Raw genomic sequence first — 18,960 nt, 5'->3', positions numbered from 1 at the left:
AACAGGGAGATCGAAATGTCCAACGGAAGAACCGTCAATCTCGTCCGCAGCCTTGCGGTATCCGCGTTGGCGCTGGGCGCGGGGCTGGCTTCGGCGCAGGAATCCACCGATCCCATCAAGCTCACGCTGCACGACTGGACCGGCCAGCTCATCACCACGGAGCTGATGGGCGAGATCCTGAAGCAGGCGGGCTACAATATCGAATATGTTCAGGCCGACTACCTGGCGCAGTTTGCGGGGCTTGAGACCGGCGACCTCCACGTGGCGATGGAAATGTGGGAGACGACGGGTCGCGACGCGATGGATGCGGCGACCGCGACCGGCAAGGTCGAGAATATCGGGCCGACCGGCATGAAGGCCAAGGAGGAGTGGTGGTACCCGATCTACATGAAGGACAAGTGCCCTGGACTCCCGAGCTGGGAGGCGCTTCTGGACGCGGCCTGCGCCGAGGCGTTCTCGACCGCGGAGACTGCGCCAAAGGGCCGTTACCTGGGCGGACCGGTGACCTGGGGCGGGTTCGATGACGAACGCGCCGAGGCATTGAACCTGCCCTTCGAGGTGATCCACGCGGGGACGGATGCCGCGCTTTTCGCCGAATTGGAAAGCGCCTATCAGCGTCAGGCGCCGATCATGCTCTGGGTCTACGCGCCGCACTGGGCGCCCGCGAAATACGAGGGCGAATGGGTCGAGTTCCCGGAATACACGGCCGAGTGCTACAACGATCCGGCCTGGGGCTCGAATCCGGACATGGCCTATGATTGCGGCAAGCCTTTCGGCGAGATCTGGAAGGTCGGCTGGGCCGGCGTGAAGGACAAGTGGCCGGGCGCCTACGAGGCGATCAAGGCGTTCACCATCGACAATGACGAAATGGGCGCGATGATCACCGATGTCGACTTGAACGGGAAGACGGTGTCGGAAGTCGTGGGAGGATGGATATCCGCGAACGAAGACCGTTGGAAGGCCTGGATCGGCCAGTAGGCCCGTGCCGAAGTGCTGCACGTCCGCCCGCGCAGTCTGTGCAGGCGGACCGACGAACTGCCCGCCACGAGAAACCAGATGACCGCCGATCCCGCCGAAGCTCTCGACGCCAAACTTGTCTGTCGCAACGTCTGGAAGCTTTTCGGCGCCCGCGCGGGCGAGGTCCTGGCCTCGCTTGAACCCAATCCGGAGGCCGAACGGATCGTCGCGGCGGGTCTGGTACCCGCCGTCCGTGACGTCACTCTGTCGGTCGCCGATGGCGAGATATTCGTGATTATGGGGCTATCCGGCTCGGGCAAGTCGACGCTGGTCCGGCTTATGTCGCGGCTGATCGAGCCGACCGCGGGAGAGATCCTTTTCAATGGTCAGAACCTCCTGGCGGCGAGCGATGCCGAGATGACGATGATCCGGCGGCACAAGATGGGGATGGTGTTTCAGCATTTCGCGCTATTGCCACACCTGTCGGTCCTGGACAACGTAGCCTTTCCGCTCGATGTGCAGGGCGTCGGGCGCGCGGAGCGTGAGGCGCGGGCGCGGCAGATGATCGAGCTCGTGGGCCTCGGCGGGCGCGAAGGGGCCTTCCCGCGAGAGCTGTCGGGAGGCCAGCAGCAGCGCGTCGGGATCGCCCGCTCACTCGCTGTCGAGCCGGAACTGTGGTTTCTCGACGAGCCCTTCTCGGCTCTCGACCCGCTGATCCGTCGCGAGATGCAGGACGAGTTCATCCGCCTGCAGTCGGTGCTGAAGAAAACCATCGTCTTCATCACCCATGATTTCGACGAGGCGATACGGCTCGCCGACCGAATCGCGATCATGAAGGACGGTGCGATCGTGCAAGAGGGCACGCCTGAGGAAATCGTGCTGTCGCCCGCCACAGACTACGTCCGGGAATTCACCCGCGCAGTGACGAAGTCCAAGGTCGTCCGCGTCACGAGCGCAATGAAACCCGCCGAGGGCGACGAGCCGGAGGCGGCGGTCGATGCGCGCGCGACCGTGGCCGAGGCTGCGCCCCTCTTTCTGAACGGCACCGAGCGCCTGCGGGTCACGGATGGCGGGGGCGAGACGCTCGGCCATCTCCACCGCGCCGACATTGTTAAGCTGATGCTGGGGGGCTGAGATGCAGGTCGCGGACATTCCCGCGCGTACGGCGTTGCCGCGCTGGTTCGGCTGGATCGCGGTGCTCGTCGCCTTCGTGCTCCTGTGGAAACACGGCGAGGCGCTTCTTCCCTGGGCTTTCGACTATCCGAAACAAGCTATCATTCCGGCCGCACGCTGGATAACCGGTTTCACGAAGTGGCTTCTCAATGAGGCGACCTTCGGCCTGTTTACTTTCGCCGAGTTCACGCGGTTCATCGCCGCTGTCATCGACTTTCCCTATCGGGTAGCGCTAAGCCTTCTTTCGACCGGGTTCCTTCAAGGCGAAGGATCCTCGGCGGTTCAGATCACGCCGCCGCTTTCGTGGATCGCAGTCATCGGGACATTCACTCTGATCGGCCTCTATGCGGGCGGAATGCGGCTCGCGGCGCTCGTGGCGGCGTGCCTCGGATTCGTCGCGGTCTTCGGCCAATGGCAGAGCGCGATGGTGACGCTAGCGTCGATCCTTGTAGCCGTGCCGCTCGGGGTGATCGGCGGGCTGGCGCTCGGCATCCTCGCCTGGCGGAGCCCCGCCTTCGAACGCGCGATCCGGCCAGTCCTTGACCTCATGCAGACGATCCCAGTCTTTGCCTATCTCGTGCCGATCCTTTTTCTCTTCGGGTTCGGGCCCACGGCGGCGGTCGTGGCGACACTGATCTACGCGATGCCGCCGATGACGCGCGTGACCTACCTCGCGCTCAGCCGCGTGCCAGGCGACCTGAAGGATCTGGGCCGGATGGTCGGCTGTTCGCGCCGCCAGATGCTGTGGCGCGTGATGGTGCCCGCGTCGGTGCCAACGTTGATGGTCGGCGTGAACCAAGTCATCATGCTGTCGCTGAACATGGTGATCATCGCCTCGATGATCGGGGCGGGCGGGCTCGGCTTCGACGTGCTTGCGGCGCTTCGGCGGCTCGATTTCGGCGCGGGGCTAGAAGCCGGGCTCGCCATCGTCGCGCTGGCCGTCGCGCTCGACCGGCTGAGCCAGGCCTTCGCAGTGCGACGGACCGGAGCAGCGGTGCAGCAGGGCAATGTCGTTCAGCGCCATCCCTACCTTTTCGGTGCGTTCGCGACGATCGTGATCGCGGGCGCCGCGGGGTTTGTCGCACCGGCGGTGCAGACCTATCCAAAGGAACTCGAACTTTCGACCGGCACGTTCTGGTCCCAGGTCGTCGCCTGGATCAACGTCAATTACTTCGACACGATCGAGGCGGTGAAGAACGCGGTTCTTTTGAACCTGCTTATCCCGTTCAAGCGCTTCCTGCTCGACCTGCCATGGATTGGGGTAATGGCTCTGATCGCTTTCGCAGGATGGCGGCTAGGAGGTTGGCGGCTCGCCGGTCTGGCCGCGGCGCTCGCTTTTCTCATCGCCGCTACGGGCCAGTGGGAGAAGGCGATGGTCACCGTCTATCTCTGCGGCATTTCGGTCATGTTCGCAATGCTGATTGGCGTGCCCATCGGCATCCTCGCGGCGGAGCGGGACCGGCTCTGGGCGGTCGTGCGGGTCGTCATTGACACGCTCCAGACGCTGCCGTCGTTCGTCTATCTCATGCCTGCAGTGATGCTCTTCCGCGTGGGCGATTTCACCGCGATGATCGCGGTCGTGGCCTACGCGGTGGCGCCTGCCGTGCGATACACGGTGCTCGGACTGAAGGGCGTCGATCCCCGTCTGATCGAGGCGGGCCGGGCGATGGGCTGCACGCCCACGCAGATTCTCACCCGGATCAAGCTGAAGCTCGCGCTGCCGGAGATCATGCTCGGGCTCAACCAGACGGTGATGTTCGCGCTGTCGATGCTGGTCATCACCGCCCTTGTCGGGACCCGGGACCTCGGCCAGGAGGTCTATATCGCGCTCACCAAGGCAGATCCGGGGCGCGGGCTCGTCGCGGGGCTCGCGGTCGCCTTCATCGCGATCATCACCGACAGGCTGATTCATGCCGGCGCGCGCGCGGCGCGGGCGCGGCTAGGACTTGGGGAGGCAGCGTCATGATCTCGTTTCGTGCCTACACCGAGGCGCCAGATGCCTCCGGCGGAAACATCATTGCCATTACGAAAGGTCGGCGATGTGAGTATTGACCGGATTCGGGCTCTTGCCTGCTGGAAAGGGGGGATCTCTGCACAGCCCCTGCACGGAGGGCTCTCGAACGAAAGTTGGAAGGTGACGGACGACGCGGGTTCGCATGTCGTGCGCTTCGGCGAGGACTTTCCGTTTCATCACGTGTCCCGCGCGAACGAGGTCATGGCAGCTAGTGCGGCGCATGCAGCGGGTTTCGCCCCCGAGGTCGAATACTCCGCGCCCGGCGTCATGGTGTCGGCCTTTCTGGAGGCGCGGACATGGGACGAGCCGGATCTGCGTGCCGATCCTGGGCGGGTGGGCCTGTACCTGCGCGACTTCCATCGGAAGATGCCGGCCGAGGTCTCTGGCCCGGGCGCGGTGTTCTGGGTCTTTCACGTGATACGCGACTACGCCCGAACGCTGGCGAAGAAGAAGAGCCGCTTCGCGGCAGACTTGCCGCGCCTGACCGCGATCGCCGCAGAGATGGAGGCGGCGCAGCTGCCGCTGCCGATCGTCTACGGACACCACGACCTCTTGCCGGCGAACTTCCTCGAGGACGCGGGCGGGCGGCTCTGGCTCATCGATTACGAATATGCGGGCTTCGGCACGGCGATGTTCGATCTGGCCGGAGCCGCATCGAATGCGGCGATGAGCGAGGAAGAGGCCAGCGCGCTGCTCGCGGCCTATTTCGGCGCGCCGCCGGACGGGGCCACGCTCAGGGCGTTCGACGCGATGCAATGTGCCTCGCTCGCGCGCGAGGCGATGTGGGCGATGGTCTCGGAAATCTTCCTCGCCGCGCCCGGCGCCGATTACGACGCCCATGCCCGCGAGTATCTCGGCCGGCTCGACGCCGCGCTGGATGGCTACCGGTCCCGCCACGGAAAGGGCCGGGCATGACTCTCCCCGGTCACGCCCAGGTTGTCGTCATCGGCGGCGGGATCATCGGCTGCTCGACGGCCTATCACCTCGCGCGCGATCACAAGGCCGATGTCGTGCTGCTTGAACAGGGCAAGCTGACGAGCGGCTCGACTTGGCATGCCGCGGGGCTGGTGGGGCAGCTGCGCTCCTCGGCCTCGATAACGCGGGTGCTGAAATACTCGGTCGAGCTTTACAAGGGGCTCGCCGCCGAGACCGGGCTCGAGACCGGGTGGAAGATGACCGGCTGCCTCAGGCTGGCCACAAATCAGGACCGCTGGACGGAATACAAGCGGCTTGCCACGACCGCGCGGTCGTTCGGGATGGAGATGCATCTCGTCTCGCCCGAGGAGGTCAAACGCATGTGGCCGCTGATGGACATATCCGACCTCGTGGGCGCGAGCTGGCTCCCGACGGACGGGCAGGCCTCGCCCTCGGACATCACGCAGTCGCTCGCCAAGGGCGCGCGGATGCACGGGGCGCGGATCCTCGAGGGCGTGCGCGTCACCGGGTTCGCGATGAACGGCAACCGGATCGCGTCGGTGAAGACCGATCGGGGCGGGATCGCCTGCGAGACGGTCGTGAACTGCGCGGGCCAGTGGGCGCGGCAGGTCGGCGCGTTGGCGGGGATCAACGTTCCCCTGCAGCCGGTCAAGCACCAGTACATCGTGACCGAGCCGGTCGCGGGGCTTTCGCCGGATGCGGCGACGATCCGCGACCCGGACCGGCGCACCTATTTCAAGGAGGAGGTCGGCGGGCTCGTGATGGGTGGCTACGAGCCCGACCCGCAGCCCTGGGTGACGGGCGATGTTCCGGACGACTGGGAGTTCCGGCTCTTCGACGACGACTTCGACCATTTCGAGCAGCATATGGAGCAGGCAATCGCGCGCGTCCCGGCGCTCGCCGAGGTGGGCGTGAAGCAGATGATCAACGGTCCTGAAAGCTTCACGCCGGACGGCAACTTCATCCTCGGCTCCGCACCGGAATGCGCCAACATGTATGTGGGCGCGGGCTTCAACGCCTTTGGCATCGCCTCGGGCGGCGGCGCGGGCTGGGTTCTGGCCGAATGGGCAATGACCGGCGAGGCGCCGCTCGACCTCTGGGTGGTCGATATCCGCCGCTTCTCAGAGATGCACCGCGACCGGCAATGGGTGCTGGAGAGGACCTGCGAGGCCTATGGCAAGCATTACACCATCGCCTATCCGCACGAGGAATATACCTCGGGCCGCCCCCGGATCACTTCGCCGCTCTACGAGCGGCTGAAGGCGCATCGCGCCGTCTTCGGCTCGAAGCTCGGCTGGGAGCGGCCGAACTGGTTCGCGCCAGCAGGCACCGAGGTGGGGGACGTGCCGTCGATGGGTCGTCAGAACTGGTTCGGCCCGGTCGGCGAGGAGCACGCCCACGTCCGCGGGAAGGTCGGCGTCTTCGACCAGTCCTCCTTTGCGAAGTTCGAAGTTACAGGCACGGACGCGGCGCGCGCGCTCGACTGGATATGCGCGAACGACGTGACGAAGGCACCGGGCAGGCTGACCTATACCCAGCTTCTGAACACGCGCGGCGGGATCGAGGCGGATTTGACGGTGGCAATGATCGCCGAGGACCGGTTCTACATCGTCACCGGCACCGGCTTCCGCACGCATGACCTCGCTTGGATCGAGGAGCATTTGCCCACGGGTGACGTCGCGGTCCGGGATGTCACCGAGGAGTGGGGGGTTCTGTCACTCATGGGACCGAAGGCGCGGGATGTATTGACCCGGGTGACGGAGGCGGACGTGTCGAATGCCGCATTCGCCTTTGGCCGTGTGCGAGAGATCGCGATTAACGGCACAAGGGTGCGGGCGCTGCGCATCACCTATGTCGGCGAACTCGGCTGGGAATTGCATGTGCCGCTCGCTGCGACCGGGGCAGTCTTCGACGCGCTGATGGCGGCGGGTACGAGCGATGGCATCCGGCCCGTGGGCTACCGCGCGATCGAAAGCCTGCGGCTCGAGAAAGGCTACCGCGCCTGGTCGTCGGACATCACGCCCAACGATACGCCGTTCGAGGCGGGGCTCGGCTGGGCGGTGAAGATGCGGAAAAACCGCGATTTCATCGGCCGCGCGGCGCTCGAAGCTGCGGCGGGCCGGCTGCCACAGAAGCGGCTCGCCGGATTCGCCATTGACGGTCCTGAAGCCGTGCTGCTGGGGCGCGAGACGATTCTCCGGGATGGAGAGCCTGTCGGGTATCTCACCTCAGGCGGCTACGGCTACACCGTCGGCAGAGGAATTGGCTACGGCTACGTCCGGCACGCCGAAGGCGTCACGGACGACTTCCTGACGGCGGGGCGCTATGAACTGGTCGTGGCGAACGAAGTCGTCCCGGCCGAAATCGAGGTCAAGCCGTTCTACGATCCGGACAACCGGCGTGTTCGCGCATGACCGATTATGGATGCGGCAACGAAGTGCGGGAGAGCACCCGGCGCAGAGAACTCCGAATGGAAGCGAAGGAGGCCCGATCAACGCTGTCGGCGAAGCGCGAGCGCGCGGCTGGGGATCGTGCCCGCTTCTCCGGGCATGGACACATAGGGGTCTGTGAGTTCAAGCATTTCGACTGCTGTGCCGAAGTCGGCGACGCGCGTCGAAAATCCGCTCTCCCAAAGCGTCGTTTTAACCGTCAGCACGATGGTGCCGCCGGGGCGACAGATCCGGATCAGCTCGTCGAGCCCTTCAGGTCCGACATGGCCAGAGGTGAAAACCCCCGCCGAGACGACGCCCGCGAAATGAGCGTCGGGGAAGGGCAGGGGCTGGCCCAATGCGGCGCACCTAAGGCGTCTGTAGACGCCCTTGGCACGGGCGACCCGCAGCATGCCCTCGGAGATGTCGAGCGCCTCGACCTCCGGATAGCCCGCGATGCCCAGCCATTCGCCGAGAAGCCCGGTCCCCGCACCAGCGTCCAGCAAGGGCGCCGCGCCGCGCGGAAGGTGACGCGCGAGAAGCGCGAGGCAGATCGCCGGGTGGCGGTAGCCGGCGCGCGCCATCTCGAAATCGTAGCTCGCGGCCCAGTCGTCATAGAGCGCCGCGATCTCGTCGGGGCTACGGGCGTCATAGACCGCGCCCAGATGGCCCTCATGTTTCGCCCCGCCGGTCATTCGCGGCCTCCTGCGTTCGTCGCGGCGATCATAGTCGGGGCGGAGGAAATTTGAAATCTGCTGGCGACACCGGAGCGGAAGGAGGGCAAGTATGATTGACGACAAGGAGCTTCAAACCGCGATGAGCATGATTCCAGCGCTCGCCGGGCAAACGGACCCGGCAGAGCGCCTTGGCGGTCTGACGAACAAGGTTTATCGCATTGGCAGGCACTGCCTGCGCATCCCCGGCGCCGGGACGGAGGAATATATCGACCGCGCGAACGAGGCGGTCGCAGCGCGCGCCGCTGCTGCAGCGGGCGTGAGCCCGAAGGTCGTCCACGCCGATCCAACGACCGGCCTCATGGCGACCGAGTTTATCGATGACACCGTGACAATGAGCCCCGAGGCGTTCAAGTCACGCCGTGGTGCCCCCGGCAGGGCCGGGGCGGCCTTCGCGAAGCTGCACGCATCAGGCGCAGATTTCCCCTTCCGCTTCGAGCTTTTCGCGATGATCGACGACTATCTGCGTATTCTATCCGGAAAGGACGTGGCGCTGCCCGAGGGTTATCACGACGTCGTCGCCGAAGCGGGGGCGGTGCGCGAGGCGCTCAGCGCGCGCGCGTTGCCGCTTGCGCCCTGCCACTGCGATCCCCTGCGCGAGAACTTCCTCGATACCGGCGACCGGATGTGGATCGTCGACTGGGAATATTCCGGCATGAACGATCCGATGTGGGATCTGGGTGACCTTTCGGTCGAAGGCGGTTTCGACGCCGATCAGGACGAAGAGATGATGCGCGCTTACTTCGGCGCCGAACCAAACGCGCGCGACCGGGGTCGGATGGTGATCTACAAGGCGATGTGCGATCTTCTCTGGACGCTTTGGGGACTTATCCAGCTGGCCAACGATAACCCTGCCGAGGATTTCCGCGCTTATGCAAATACCCGCTTTGCGCGCTGCAAGACGCTGATGGCGGATGCGGAGTTTTCAATGCATCTCAAAGCGGTGCGCGCCTGATCTCATCACTTCGGCCGGTTGAGGCGGCTGGCCAGAAGATCGCCGGTCTCGGACAGGATCGGATAGGCGACCATGGTGAACGCCGAATTGACCTGCTTCAGCGCGCGCAGCGTTTCCTGATGGATGTTCGACGTCTCGATGCTCTCTGAGAGTCCCTGTTTCAGGCGCTCCAGGTGAGAACGCTGGAGCCTGGTCTCGAGGTCGCGGACGCGATCCTTCTCTTCGACAAGCGCGCGCGCAGTATCGGGATTTTGTGTCATGAGCACGTTGAGCCCGGCCTGTGCGTTGGCGAGCACCTGGTCGTGAAAGTCCTCGATCTCTTCTCGGCCGCGCGTGGAAAATTTCGTCCCGCCCCGATCGAGGCGTCGCGCTAGACCCAGCATGGTTTCAGCGATTGCGTTGCCGGCGCTTTCGAGATTGACCGCCATATCCGCAAGTTCCAACCCGCGCCGATTGACGTCCTCGCTCTCGGAGTGGCGCTGAAGCTTCGCTAGATATAGCTTGATGGCGATGTGCATCTTGTCGACATCGCGTTCCCTGTCGCGGATCGCTGAGGCGACGGTCTCGTTCCAGTCGTCATAGAGTTTAACAATGACGCGCAGCATCGCTTCGACACAGCCGCCCATCTCCAGCAACTCGCGCTGAGCACAGGCAAGAGCGCGATCAGGTTGCGACAGTGCGGCCGGATCGAGCGCGCTGACCCTCTCAAGACCGGCGACCGGCGTGGGCGCCGCCACCCAGCGGGCTGCGATCCGGACGGCCGGGCCGGCGAAGGGCAGGACGACAAGGACAAGCGCAAGGTTGAAGATAAGGTGAAGATTGATGATCTGGCGCGCGGGCGTCTGGCCGAGAATCTCGAGGGAAGGTGATGCTTGCGACAACGCCAGAAGTGCGAGCGCCGCTCCGCCGCCGCGCAGCACCAGATTGGCGACCACGATCTGGCGCGCGGGCGGCTGCGAGCCCAGCGTGAGGACGAAGGCGATCACTGCGCCGCCCAGATTGGCGCCGAGCACCATTGCAATGCCCGCCGCGACCGGCAGCACGCCTTGTGCTGCAAGCGTCACGAACAGAAGGACCGCCGCGACCGAGGAATGAACTGCCCAGGCAAACAGCGCGCCAAGGACAAAGGCCGTCAGAGGATCGCCGCCGAGATAGCGCATGCCTGCGAGGAGTGCCGGGCTCTCGCGCAATGGTTCGGTCGCGTCGCGGATCATACTTAGCGAAGCGAAGATCAGCGCGAGCCCGATAAGCGCGCGTCCCGCCATGCGCAAGGACCGGCCGCGCGCCTTGAGAAACATCGCGACGCCCGCGACGAGAAGAAGTGGCACCAACCAGTCAGCCCGCGTGAGAAGAATCTGCGCGACGATAGCCGAGCCCAGATCGGCGCCGAGAAGGATTGCGAGGCCGGCTGCCCCGGCGAGTGTGCCCGCGGCGACGAAGTTCGCCGTCAGGATCGCGACCGCGGTCGAGCTTTGCAGGACGATAGCGGCAAGCGTTCCGGAGAGAGCCGCCATCCAGCGTCGTTCAGCCCCTTTCCGCAGAAGACGGCGCAACTCCACTGACCAGCCGCGCTCCACCCCCGTGCGAACGAGCCGCACCGCCCAGATCAGCAGCGCCGCAGCGCCCGCGACCTGAAGTAAGAACAGCATCGGCGAGTCGTTTGGCAATATCCTTACAGCCTTCCGAATTGAGTCCCGATTATTACAGAATCGTTACAAGAACGTCACACTTCCCACCTCAACGCAACCGCAAAGAACGGGTGCGATCGGTGTTGAAGATGTCTCCGCATGCGGGCCTGGAAATCCCCGCAACGTAGAGGCCTATGCCTCTGACCTGAGCGCCTTGGCAATCAGACGCGGCACCTCGTGATGGGTACCGATTGGATCGAGGCAGCGACCCGTGAAATCCGACTCGGCCTGGGCCTTGGGAATGTCGGTCAGGACGTGGCCCCAGCGCGCCACGAATAGCGGCAGGCAGATCGTTCGCTCTCCGGTGCCGTGCAAAACCTCCGTGAGATAGGGTGGCTCTTCGATGAACCCCATTCGGATCTCGGCGAACCGCCGGGCGCGCTCGATCGCGGCCCGCGCGCTACGCGCGGCCTCAGATGGAAAGCGGCTGCGGCCCGAACCATGGGCGGCAAGAACGAGCGTGACGCTCTCTTCTTCCCAGCCCGCATCCGCCACCGCCTGACCGGCGATGGCCGATGCAAGCGCTAGCGTTTCAGGCATCAGTCCGAACGGTCGGAGGACCCGCAGTCCGGTCGCCCCCAACGATGCGAACTGGCTTGGCAGGCGCTCGCGTATGAACCAGCCATCGGCCATGAAGAATGGGAATACAAAAGGCTTGTCTGATAGTTGCAGTGCCTTCCTCAGGCTGTCCGGATGCGCGAGAGTCGCCGAGGCGACCTGCCAGCCGGGGAGCTGTGCGCCAACCCGGACCGCGAGCGCCGCAAGATCGGCCTCGGCCGGTTCCGGATCGGACGGCTGGCCGTGGGCGACGATGAGCGCGGAGCGGGTCATGTGCCGACCCTAGCCCTTCGGGCCGGCATGGCAACTAGGCCCGCTCGAGCGCGATTGTCTTGATGATCGCGTAACACTCGCCGCTCGGGGCAAGCCCCAGGGATTCCGCGGAACGCCGCGTGATCCGGGCCGTGAGCGGAACACCCCCGCACGACAGTACGATGTCGCAGGATGCCGGGCCGGACGGCGTTGTCGCTTCCACCCGGGCAGCCAAGACGTTGAGTGCGCTCAACCCCTCCGGCTTCTTCCGCGCAATCAGCACGTCGCGTGCCCGGATGATAAGGCGGACCGTGGCGCCCGGCCGGCCGAGGGATTCGGGCGATAGCAGACGGCCGCCCGGAAAGCTCAAGGCGCAGAGCCCGTCCGCATCAATTCCCTCCACGACCGCTTCGATCAGGGATCCGGGATCGGAGGGATCCGAGATCGAGGTCGCGCTGTCGGCCAAGATCGCCGCCGTGGGGCCGAACCCGAGAACGCGTCCTTCGGACAGGTGCAGGACCTGACCGGCAAGCCGCGCCACTTCCGACACCGCGTGGCTCACGTATAGAATGGGAATGCGCGCCTCGTCGCGCAGCGCCTCGATATGGGGAAGGATCTCGGCGCGCCGCGCATGGTCGAGGGCCGAAAGCGGCTCGTCCATCAGGATCAGGCGAGGTTGCGTGAGGAGCGCACGCGCCAGCGCGACGCGCTGCGCCTCTCCGCCCGAGAGGCCAGCCGTGCGGCGAGTGAGAAGGGGACCGAGATCGAACCGGTCGACCATCGCCGGCACTGCCTCCAACTGGCCCGCGCGCCGCGCTGCGTAGGCGAGGTTGCCCGCGACGTCAAGATGCGCGAACAGGCGCGGCTCTTGAAACACGGTCGCGATGCGGCGGCGATGCGGCGGCACGAACCGACCCGGTTCCTCCCACGGCTCCCGGTCGAAGGCGACGTGACCTCCAGAGCGGTCGAAACCCGCCACGATGCGCAGGAGCGTGCTTTTTCCCGCACCGCTCGGCCCAAAGATCGCGGTCAGCCCGTGAAGTGGTATCTCGGCGTCGATTCTCATATAGAAATCAGCGCGTTTCGTGTCGATGCTAACTGAAAGGACGCTCATGGGCCGAGCCGTACCCGGTTGCGCCCGTTGAGCGCGTAAAGCGCAAACAGTATCGCGAATGACAGGGCGAGCAGCATGCCCGAGAGAAGATGAGCCGTGCCGTAGTCGAGAGTCTCGACTTCTTCGTAGATGGCGATCGAGATGAGCCGCGTCTCGCCAGGGATGTTGCCGCCGACCATGAGCACCACGCCGAATTCGCCGAGCGTATGGGCGAAGGTCAGAACAGCGGCCGTTAGATAGCCGCGCAGACAGAGCGGTGTGGCCACGGTCAGGAACGCGTTAATCGGGCCCGCCCCAAGGCTCGCCGCCGCCTCCATAGGGGCGCGGCCGAGCGCTGCGAAGCCGGTCTGAAGCGGCTGGACCGTGAAGGGCAGGGAGTAGATCACCGACGCGACAACAAGGCCCGCGAAGGAGAATGTGAGCGTGTGCCCCGTGACAGAGAGCCAGAATGCACCAAGAGGCGCATCAGGATTGAAGGCGATAAGCAGGTAGAACCCAAGCACTGTGGGCGGCAGGACGAGCGGTAGTGCGGTCACCGCCTCGACCACCGGGGCGAAGCGCGCCCGGCTGTGGGCGAGCCACCAGGCGAGCGGCGTGCCGAGGATGAGAAGGAGGACCGTTACGATTGCTGCAAGTTGCAGCGTCAGCCAGAGGGGGGCCAGATCGGCCGCCGTCACGGCGCCACCCCGTAACCATAGCTTTCGATAAGCGCGACTGCGCCGGGGCTGCGCAGGTAGGCGAGGAATGCGCTGGCTGCCGCATTTTCCGCCCCGCTGGCAAGCAGAACCGCATCCTGCCGGATCGGAGAATGCAACTCCTCAGGCACCGGCCATTCCGCGCCTCCAGGCGGCTTCGGGCGAAGTGACGAGGCCGCGACGAATCCCGCATCTGCTGCTCCGCCGTGGACCAGGGCGAACGCCTGACCAATGTTTTCTCCGCGCACGATCTTGTTGTTCAGTAGATCGTGAAATCCAAGGTTCTCAATGCATTCCATCGCAGCCTTGCCATAGGGTGCGAGTTCTGGATTCGCTATTGCCACATGTTTGGCGCTTGCGAAAAAGCGTGCGAGATCACTGAAATCGGCATCCGGATCGGGCGACCAGAGCACCAGCCTGCCGATGGAGTAGGTAAAACGCGTGCCGGCAACCGCAGCGCCCATCTCCTCCAGCGTGGCCGGAGTCGTCGCATCGGCCGCGAGGAACGCGTCGAAAGGCGCGCCCAACGAGATCTGCGCAGCGAGCTTTCCGGTCGCGCCGGTGCTCAGCCGAATCTCGTGTCCCGTCTCCTCCTCGAACGCGTCGGCAAGACGCTCGGCGACCGGCTTGAAGTTTGTCGCCACCGCGATCAGTGCAGTCTCGGCCCGCGCCGGCAGGGCAAGAAGGATCAGAACGAGAAGGAGGCGCATTCCGGCTCCACGATATGTCCCAACGGAGATAACGGGGAAAGCGCTCCGCAGGCAAGCGTCATTTCTCCTGCGCAATCGCGGACAGCGCCGCGATTGCGTCGGTTTCCGCGGCAAGCGCGGCGCGGCCCTTCTCCTGCATGCGCCGGTAGAGCGAGAGCACTCGCCGACCCGTCTCCGTCAGTGCGGCGCCGCCATGACCCGCGCCGCCCCGGCTCGCCGTCACGAGCGGCTCGCGAAACATCCCGTTGAGAATTTCGACCAGTCCCCAGGCGCGCTTGTAACTCATGCCCATCCGTCGACCCGCAGCCGAGATCGAGCCGGTCGCGTCAATATGAGCAAGCAGGTCCGCCTTTCCGGGGCCGATCCAGACGCCGTCTCCGAGGACCAGGCGGAGTTTCAATTCGGGCTTGGGCATTGCTCCGGCTCCGTTCTCAGCCCTGATCCTTGATGGCGTCGGCGGAGGGGTCAAGGCCCAGCGTACCCGCAGGCGGGCCGTCAGAGCGGTGGCGGGCGCCGCCCCGGCCAGTCGGTTTCAAGATGATAGGCGTTCCCCATCGCCAGCACCGCCGCATCCGCCCCGGCCCGCCCGAAGACCTGCATCCCCATCGGCAGACCGGCCGCGCCGAAGCCGACCGGAACAGAGAGACACGGCAAGCCGATCAGGCTGACCGGCACGACGACTTCCATCCAGCGGTGATAGGTGTCCATCTTGCGCCCGTTGATCTCATTGGGCCAGCGCCATTCGGCCGGAAATGGCCAGACTTGCGCGGAGGGCAGGGCGAGCGCATCGAACCGGTCGAAGAGGCGTGCAGCCTCGGCAAACCAGCGCGAGCGGATCACGCTTGCCTCGTAGGCATTCGCGGCGCTGAGCCCGAGGCCCCGGTCGATTTCCCAGAGCGTCTCGGGCTTGGTCAGCGCGCGCTTGGCCGGCTCGCGGAGCAAGTCCGCCTTCGAGCCTGCATTCAGCATCGCCCTGAGCGTGACCCAGGATTGCCAGATCTCCTCGGCGGGAAAGGGCGGATCAAGCGGTTCCACGATTGCCCCAAGCGCCTCGAAGACCGCCAGCGCGGCCTCGCAAATCTGGGTGATGCCGGGTTCCATTTGATAGGCGCCGCCCCAATCGGCGAGCCACCCGATCCGCAGGCCGCGGATGTCGGAGCGAAGCGCCGCCGTGAAATCTTCGGCCGGACGTGGGAAAGGCGTCTCCGGATTCGGACCGGCGAGGACGGCCAGAAGTCGGGCGACATCCTCCGGGCTCCGCCCCATCGGTCCGTCTGTCGAAAGCGTCGAAAGAAACGTGTCTCCTTCGGCATCCGGCGGTACGAGGCCCCAGGTCGGACGGAAGCCATAGACGTTGCAAAAGGCGGCCGGGTTGCGCAGCGAACCCATCATGTCGGACCCGTCGGCGATGGGCAAAAGCCGCGCCGCCAGCGCCGCCGCCGCCCCGCCCGACGACCCGCCCGCGCTCCGTGTTCGGTCATAGGGGTTCAGGGTCGTCCCATGGACAGTGTTGAAGGTATGCGATCCGTGCCCTCGTTCGGGGGTGTTGGTTTTCCCGATCAGGATGGCGCCCGCCGCCCGCATCCGCGCTGCGACGAGATCGTCGGCCTCGGGCACGAAATCGGCGTGCAGCGGCGAGCCCCATGTCGTCCTCACCCCCTTGGTCCTGACGAGGTCCTTCACGGCCACCGGCATGCCGTGCAGCCAGCCGAGACGGCGCGCCTTGTCGGCGGCCTCGGCTTCGGCCAGCAGTTCCGCATACGGCCTAAGCGAGACGATCGCGTTGATCTTCGGATTGACCGCTTCGATCCGGTCGAGAAAGCCCACCATCACGTCGCGGGCCGACAGTTCTCCGCGCCGCAATCCTTCCGACAAGCACACGGCCGACAGCGAAGCCGGATCGCGCACGCTCTTCTTCATTGCCCACATACCTCGGGGTGTCCGGGGGGCGGCGCCCCCCGGCGGGTCGGGCGCGACAGCGCCCGAAGCCTCACTTCTGTAGTTCGGTCCAGATCGCGGTGTAGTATTCCTGTGCCTTCGGCGAGCAGGCTGGCAGGAAATGACCCGCGGCGGCGAACTCTTCCGGCACGACGATCTCGGGCGCGGTCTTCATATCCTCTGGCATGAAGGCCTCCGATCCAGAGATCCCGTTCGCGTAGCGCGCGTAGGCCGAGATCAGCGCGGCGTTCTCCGGCACCATGAGGAAGTCGAGGAACGTGTAGGCTTCCTCGACGTTCTGCGCGTCCGACAGGAGCAGGACCTGGTCCATCCAGAGCGGATAGCCCTCCTTCGGGTAGCCATAGACGACATCAGGGTTGGCGAGCCGGGCGCGAAAGATCGCGCCGTTCCAGTAGACCGAGGCCATGACGTCGTTGGCGGCCATCTTCTCGGTCATGCCGTAGTCCATCGACAGCCATTTCGGCTTCGCTTCGAGAAGCGCGTCACGCACCTTCTTCAGCACCTCGGTGTCTTCGGTGCAGGGCTCGCCGCCAACGTAGAACAGGGCCAGCGACATGACGTCGTTCATCTCCGGCGTCACGTTGACCTTGCCCACCAGTTCCTCGGGCGGGTCCATGAAGATCGCCGAGGTGTTGTAGTCGCCGTCATACGCTGTTTTGTTGACTGCCACGCCTGTCGATCCCCACTGCCACGGCACCGAGTATTTCCGGCCCGGATCGTAGTCCACGTCCAGCCATTCCGGCGCGATGTTGCCGTGGTTCGCCAGCTTGGACAGGTCGAGTTCCTGCACGAGCCCTTTCTCGACATAGATCTGCACGTAGCTCGCCGATGGCACGACCAGGTCGAAGCCGTGCCCGCCGGCCTCGATCTTGGCCAGCGCGGTGTCATTGGAATCATAGTCGGTTATCGTCACCTTGATCCCTGTTTCGGCCTCGAATTTCGAGATCAGTTCCGGGTTGGTGTAGTCACCCCAGTTGAAGAGCTGCAATTCGCCCTCCGCCTGGACGAGCGTTGTGGACCCAAGGAGGATCGCGGCAGCCGACAGATATCTCTTCATCATAGTCTCCCTGTTGGTTTTCAGTCTTTTTTTCGCGTCAGAAAGAAGAATGCCATCAGAAGCACGACGGTCAGAACGAGCAGCACGGTCGAAATCGCGTTTACCTCGGACGAGACCTGACGCCGGATCTGCGCAAGCATGTAGGTCGGAAGCGTATCCTGACCGGCGGATTTCACAAAGACCGTAATCACGACATCGTCGAGCGAGGTGACGAAGGCCAGCATCAGTCCGGCAATCATCCCTGGGGCCAGCAGGGGAAGGGTCACGCGGCGGAAGGTTTGCCAGGGCGACGCATAGAGATCTGCGGCCGCCATCTCCAACGTCTTGTCCATGCCTTCGAGGCGCGCCCGGATTGGAAGATACGCGAACGGGATGCAGAAAGCCGTGTGGGCCGTGATGAGGTAGCCGAGTCCCTGATAGCCGGTCGCCACCTTGATCGACGCAAAGAAGATCAGGAGTGCCACCGCGGTCACGATTTCGGGCACCATCAGCGGCTGGTTGATCATTACATAGATGAAGGTCTGACCCTTGTACGCCTTGCGCCGCGTCGTGCCGAGCGCGGCCATCGTCGCAGCGGCGGTCGAGATGACCGCGGCGCAGCTCGCGATGACGAGCGAGCGTATCGTCACTTCCTGAACCTTGTCGTTGTGCCAAACGCGCACGTACCAGTCGAGGGTGAAGCCCTCCCACACCGCGACGGAGCTACCCGAGTTGAAGGAGAAGAGGACGAGCATCATGATCGGCATGTAAAGCGCCGCGAAGACCATGAGCGCCATGGTGCTGAAGCCGGGCAGCCGATTGACTGCGAACCCTCTACTGGCCATGTGGCTTCTCCCGCGTGGCGAAGCGGACATAGACGAGAAGCGCGAGGGCCACGACCACCAGCAGCAGGACCGACAGCGATGCGCCGAGCGGCCAGTTCCGGCCCTGGCCGAACTGGAGCTCGATGAAGTTGCCGATCATCATCTGGCGTCCGCCGCCGAGAATCCTGGGCGTGACATAGGCGCCGAGCGAGGGGATGAAGACGAGGATGGATCCGGCGATGATGCCCGGCTTGACGATCGGCACGATGATCCGCCGGAGGACTTGCCAGCGGCTCGCGTAAAGGTCGTATCCCGCCTCCAGAATCCTCGGATCGAACCGGTCGATGGCGGCGAAGAGAGGAAGGACCATCAGCGGCAGATAAACATAGGTCATGCCGATGAAGACGGCAGTGTCGGTGTAGATCAGGTTGATGGGCGAGCTGATCACGCCGAGCTTGATCAGGAAGGTGTTCAGAAGGCCTTCGTTCCGAATGATCTGGTTGATCGCGAAAGTCCGGATCAGGAGGTTCGTCCAAAACGGGATCGTGATCAGAAACAGCCAGAGCGCACGGGATCGCGGTGAGCGCATCGCAATGAACCAGGCTGTCGGGAACCCGACGACGAACGTGAAGACCGTCGTCATGAGCGACAGTTTCACCGACCGCCAGAAGATTGTCAGATGTGCGTCCGCGAGCTTGAGCGTGCCGTCGAAAATGTCGCGTGTGAAAAGGATGCCGCGCCATGCGTCCAGTGAGAATTGCCATTCCACGTTGCCGTATCTGCCCGGCGTGAGGAATGAGTAGGTGAGCATGATGAGGAGCGGACCGCTAGCGGCGGCGACCAGGATGACGAGGGCGGGCAGGGACAGGAGCCACGCATTGCGCCTTTCTTCTATGGCCTGGTGATCCCGACCGGCGCTCATCCCG

Annotated in this window: 17 protein-coding genes; 6 read left to right on the top strand and 11 right to left on the bottom strand. The window is 64.8% G+C overall.

Annotated features, from left to right (window positions below):
* Positions 1–15: 15 nt before the first annotated feature.
* From DEA8626_RS09845 to DEA8626_RS09825, 5 genes are all read left to right on the top strand, one after another.
* Positions 16–978 (top strand): ABC transporter substrate-binding protein, encoded by a 963-nt coding sequence (locus tag DEA8626_RS09845; protein ID WP_108852785.1) that lies wholly within the window; start codon positions 16–18, stop codon positions 976–978.
* A gap of 78 nt (positions 979–1,056) precedes the next feature.
* Entirely contained in the window at positions 1,057–2,091 is a 1,035-nt protein-coding gene (locus DEA8626_RS09840; protein ID WP_108852784.1) for a quaternary amine ABC transporter ATP-binding protein, read from the top strand.
* A 1-nt stretch (position 2,092) separates the two neighbouring features.
* Entirely contained in the window at positions 2,093–4,096 is a 2,004-nt protein-coding gene (locus DEA8626_RS09835; RefSeq protein ID WP_108852783.1) for an ABC transporter permease, read from the top strand.
* Between the two features lie 30 nt (positions 4,097–4,126).
* Positions 4,127–5,059, top strand: coding sequence for a phosphotransferase (locus DEA8626_RS09830; protein ID WP_108852782.1), 933 nt, complete (start codon positions 4,127–4,129; stop codon positions 5,057–5,059).
* A complete protein-coding gene (locus DEA8626_RS09825) occupies positions 5,056–7,494 on the top strand; it encodes a GcvT family protein (protein WP_108852781.1) in 2,439 nt (812 codons plus the stop codon). Before DEA8626_RS09830 ends, DEA8626_RS09825 begins: the two co-directional genes overlap by 4 nt.
* Positions 7,495–7,571: 77 nt before the next feature.
* Here the strand turns inward: DEA8626_RS09825 and DEA8626_RS09820 are convergent, their stop codons facing one another.
* Entirely contained in the window at positions 7,572–8,204 is a 633-nt protein-coding gene (locus DEA8626_RS09820) for a class I SAM-dependent DNA methyltransferase (RefSeq protein ID WP_108852780.1), read from the bottom strand.
* 91 nt (positions 8,205–8,295) lie between these two features.
* On the opposite strand from DEA8626_RS09820, the gene DEA8626_RS09815 reads away from it, so the two are divergent.
* Positions 8,296–9,198: a phosphotransferase family protein gene (locus DEA8626_RS09815; protein ID WP_108852779.1), complete on the top strand. Its 903-nt coding sequence runs from the start codon at positions 8,296–8,298 to the stop codon at positions 9,196–9,198.
* A gap of 5 nt (positions 9,199–9,203) precedes the next feature.
* Here DEA8626_RS09815 and DEA8626_RS09810 read toward each other — a convergent pair whose 3' ends face one another.
* From DEA8626_RS09810 to DEA8626_RS09765, 10 genes are all read right to left on the bottom strand, one after another.
* Positions 9,204–10,847, bottom strand: coding sequence for a Na/Pi cotransporter family protein (locus DEA8626_RS09810; RefSeq protein ID WP_108852778.1), 1,644 nt, complete (start codon positions 10,845–10,847; stop codon positions 9,204–9,206).
* A 171-nt stretch (positions 10,848–11,018) separates the two neighbouring features.
* The gene (locus DEA8626_RS09805; protein ID WP_108852777.1) at positions 11,019–11,717 is read right to left on the bottom strand and encodes a sirohydrochlorin chelatase; all 699 of its coding nucleotides are present in this window, start codon (positions 11,715–11,717) and stop codon (positions 11,019–11,021) included.
* A gap of 34 nt (positions 11,718–11,751) precedes the next feature.
* Entirely contained in the window at positions 11,752–12,810 is a 1,059-nt protein-coding gene (modC, locus tag DEA8626_RS09800) for a molybdenum ABC transporter ATP-binding protein (RefSeq protein WP_108852776.1), read from the bottom strand.
* Complete coding sequence (gene modB, locus DEA8626_RS09795; RefSeq protein ID WP_108852775.1) at positions 12,807–13,487, bottom strand: molybdate ABC transporter permease subunit; 681 nt, start codon at positions 13,485–13,487, stop codon at positions 12,807–12,809. Before modB ends, modC begins: the two co-directional genes overlap by 4 nt.
* Positions 13,484–14,215 (bottom strand): molybdate ABC transporter substrate-binding protein, encoded by a 732-nt coding sequence (gene modA / locus DEA8626_RS09790; RefSeq protein ID WP_108852774.1) that lies wholly within the window; start codon positions 14,213–14,215, stop codon positions 13,484–13,486. The genes modB and modA overlap by 4 nt, the downstream gene beginning before the upstream one ends.
* 58 nt (positions 14,216–14,273) lie before the next feature.
* The gene (locus tag DEA8626_RS09785; protein ID WP_108852773.1) at positions 14,274–14,630 is read right to left on the bottom strand and encodes a winged helix-turn-helix domain-containing protein; all 357 of its coding nucleotides are present in this window, start codon (positions 14,628–14,630) and stop codon (positions 14,274–14,276) included.
* A gap of 80 nt (positions 14,631–14,710) precedes the next feature.
* Positions 14,711–16,135 (bottom strand): amidase, encoded by a 1,425-nt coding sequence (locus DEA8626_RS09780; RefSeq protein WP_108852772.1) that lies wholly within the window; start codon positions 16,133–16,135, stop codon positions 14,711–14,713.
* Positions 16,136–16,205: 70 nt separating this feature from the next.
* Complete coding sequence (locus DEA8626_RS09775) at positions 16,206–17,231, bottom strand: extracellular solute-binding protein (protein WP_108853411.1); 1,026 nt, start codon at positions 17,229–17,231, stop codon at positions 16,206–16,208.
* Positions 17,232–17,251: 20 nt separating this feature from the next.
* Positions 17,252–18,055 (bottom strand): ABC transporter permease, encoded by an 804-nt coding sequence (locus tag DEA8626_RS09770; protein WP_108852771.1) that lies wholly within the window; start codon positions 18,053–18,055, stop codon positions 17,252–17,254.
* Entirely contained in the window at positions 18,045–18,956 is a 912-nt protein-coding gene (locus DEA8626_RS09765) for an ABC transporter permease (protein ID WP_108852770.1), read from the bottom strand. Before DEA8626_RS09765 ends, DEA8626_RS09770 begins: the two co-directional genes overlap by 11 nt.
* Positions 18,957–18,960 lie beyond the last annotated feature (4 nt).

It is taken from the genome of Defluviimonas aquaemixtae, assembly GCF_900302475.1.
Lineage (GTDB): Bacteria > Pseudomonadota > Alphaproteobacteria > Rhodobacterales > Rhodobacteraceae > Albidovulum > Albidovulum aquaemixtae.
The sequence above is the reverse complement of the archived record's forward strand: the minus strand, read 5'-3'. Positions and strand labels throughout refer to the sequence as shown.

Excerpts from the sequence above, each read along its gene's own strand:
- DEA8626_RS09845 (WP_108852785.1), top strand. The coding sequence starts at position 16 with ATGTCCAACGGAAGAACCGTCAATCTCGTCCGCAGCCTTGCGGTATCC.
- DEA8626_RS09840 (WP_108852784.1), top strand. The coding sequence starts at position 1,057 with ATGACCGCCGATCCCGCCGAAGCTCTCGACGCCAAACTTGTCTGTCGC.
- DEA8626_RS09835 (WP_108852783.1), top strand. The coding sequence starts at position 2,093 with ATGCAGGTCGCGGACATTCCCGCGCGTACGGCGTTGCCGCGCTGGTTC.
- DEA8626_RS09830 (WP_108852782.1), top strand. The coding sequence starts at position 4,127 with ATGCCTCCGGCGGAAACATCATTGCCATTACGAAAGGTCGGCGATGTG.
- DEA8626_RS09825 (WP_108852781.1), top strand. The coding sequence starts at position 5,056 with ATGACTCTCCCCGGTCACGCCCAGGTTGTCGTCATCGGCGGCGGGATC.
- DEA8626_RS09820 (WP_108852780.1), bottom strand. The coding sequence starts at position 8,204 with ATGACCGGCGGGGCGAAACATGAGGGCCATCTGGGCGCGGTCTATGAC.
- DEA8626_RS09815 (WP_108852779.1), top strand. The coding sequence starts at position 8,296 with ATGATTGACGACAAGGAGCTTCAAACCGCGATGAGCATGATTCCAGCG.
- DEA8626_RS09810 (WP_108852778.1), bottom strand. The coding sequence starts at position 10,847 with ATGCTGTTCTTACTTCAGGTCGCGGGCGCTGCGGCGCTGCTGATCTGG.
- DEA8626_RS09805 (WP_108852777.1), bottom strand. The coding sequence starts at position 11,717 with ATGACCCGCTCCGCGCTCATCGTCGCCCACGGCCAGCCGTCCGATCCG.
- modC (WP_108852776.1), bottom strand. The coding sequence starts at position 12,810 with ATGAGCGTCCTTTCAGTTAGCATCGACACGAAACGCGCTGATTTCTAT.
- modA (WP_108852774.1), bottom strand. The coding sequence starts at position 14,215 with ATGCGCCTCCTTCTCGTTCTGATCCTTCTTGCCCTGCCGGCGCGGGCC.
- DEA8626_RS09785 (WP_108852773.1), bottom strand. The coding sequence starts at position 14,630 with ATGCCCAAGCCCGAATTGAAACTCCGCCTGGTCCTCGGAGACGGCGTC.
- DEA8626_RS09780 (WP_108852772.1), bottom strand. The coding sequence starts at position 16,135 with ATGAAGAAGAGCGTGCGCGATCCGGCTTCGCTGTCGGCCGTGTGCTTG.
- DEA8626_RS09775 (WP_108853411.1), bottom strand. The coding sequence starts at position 17,231 with ATGAAGAGATATCTGTCGGCTGCCGCGATCCTCCTTGGGTCCACAACG.
- DEA8626_RS09770 (WP_108852771.1), bottom strand. The coding sequence starts at position 18,055 with ATGGCCAGTAGAGGGTTCGCAGTCAATCGGCTGCCCGGCTTCAGCACC.
- DEA8626_RS09765 (WP_108852770.1), bottom strand. The coding sequence starts at position 18,956 with ATGAGCGCCGGTCGGGATCACCAGGCCATAGAAGAAAGGCGCAATGCG.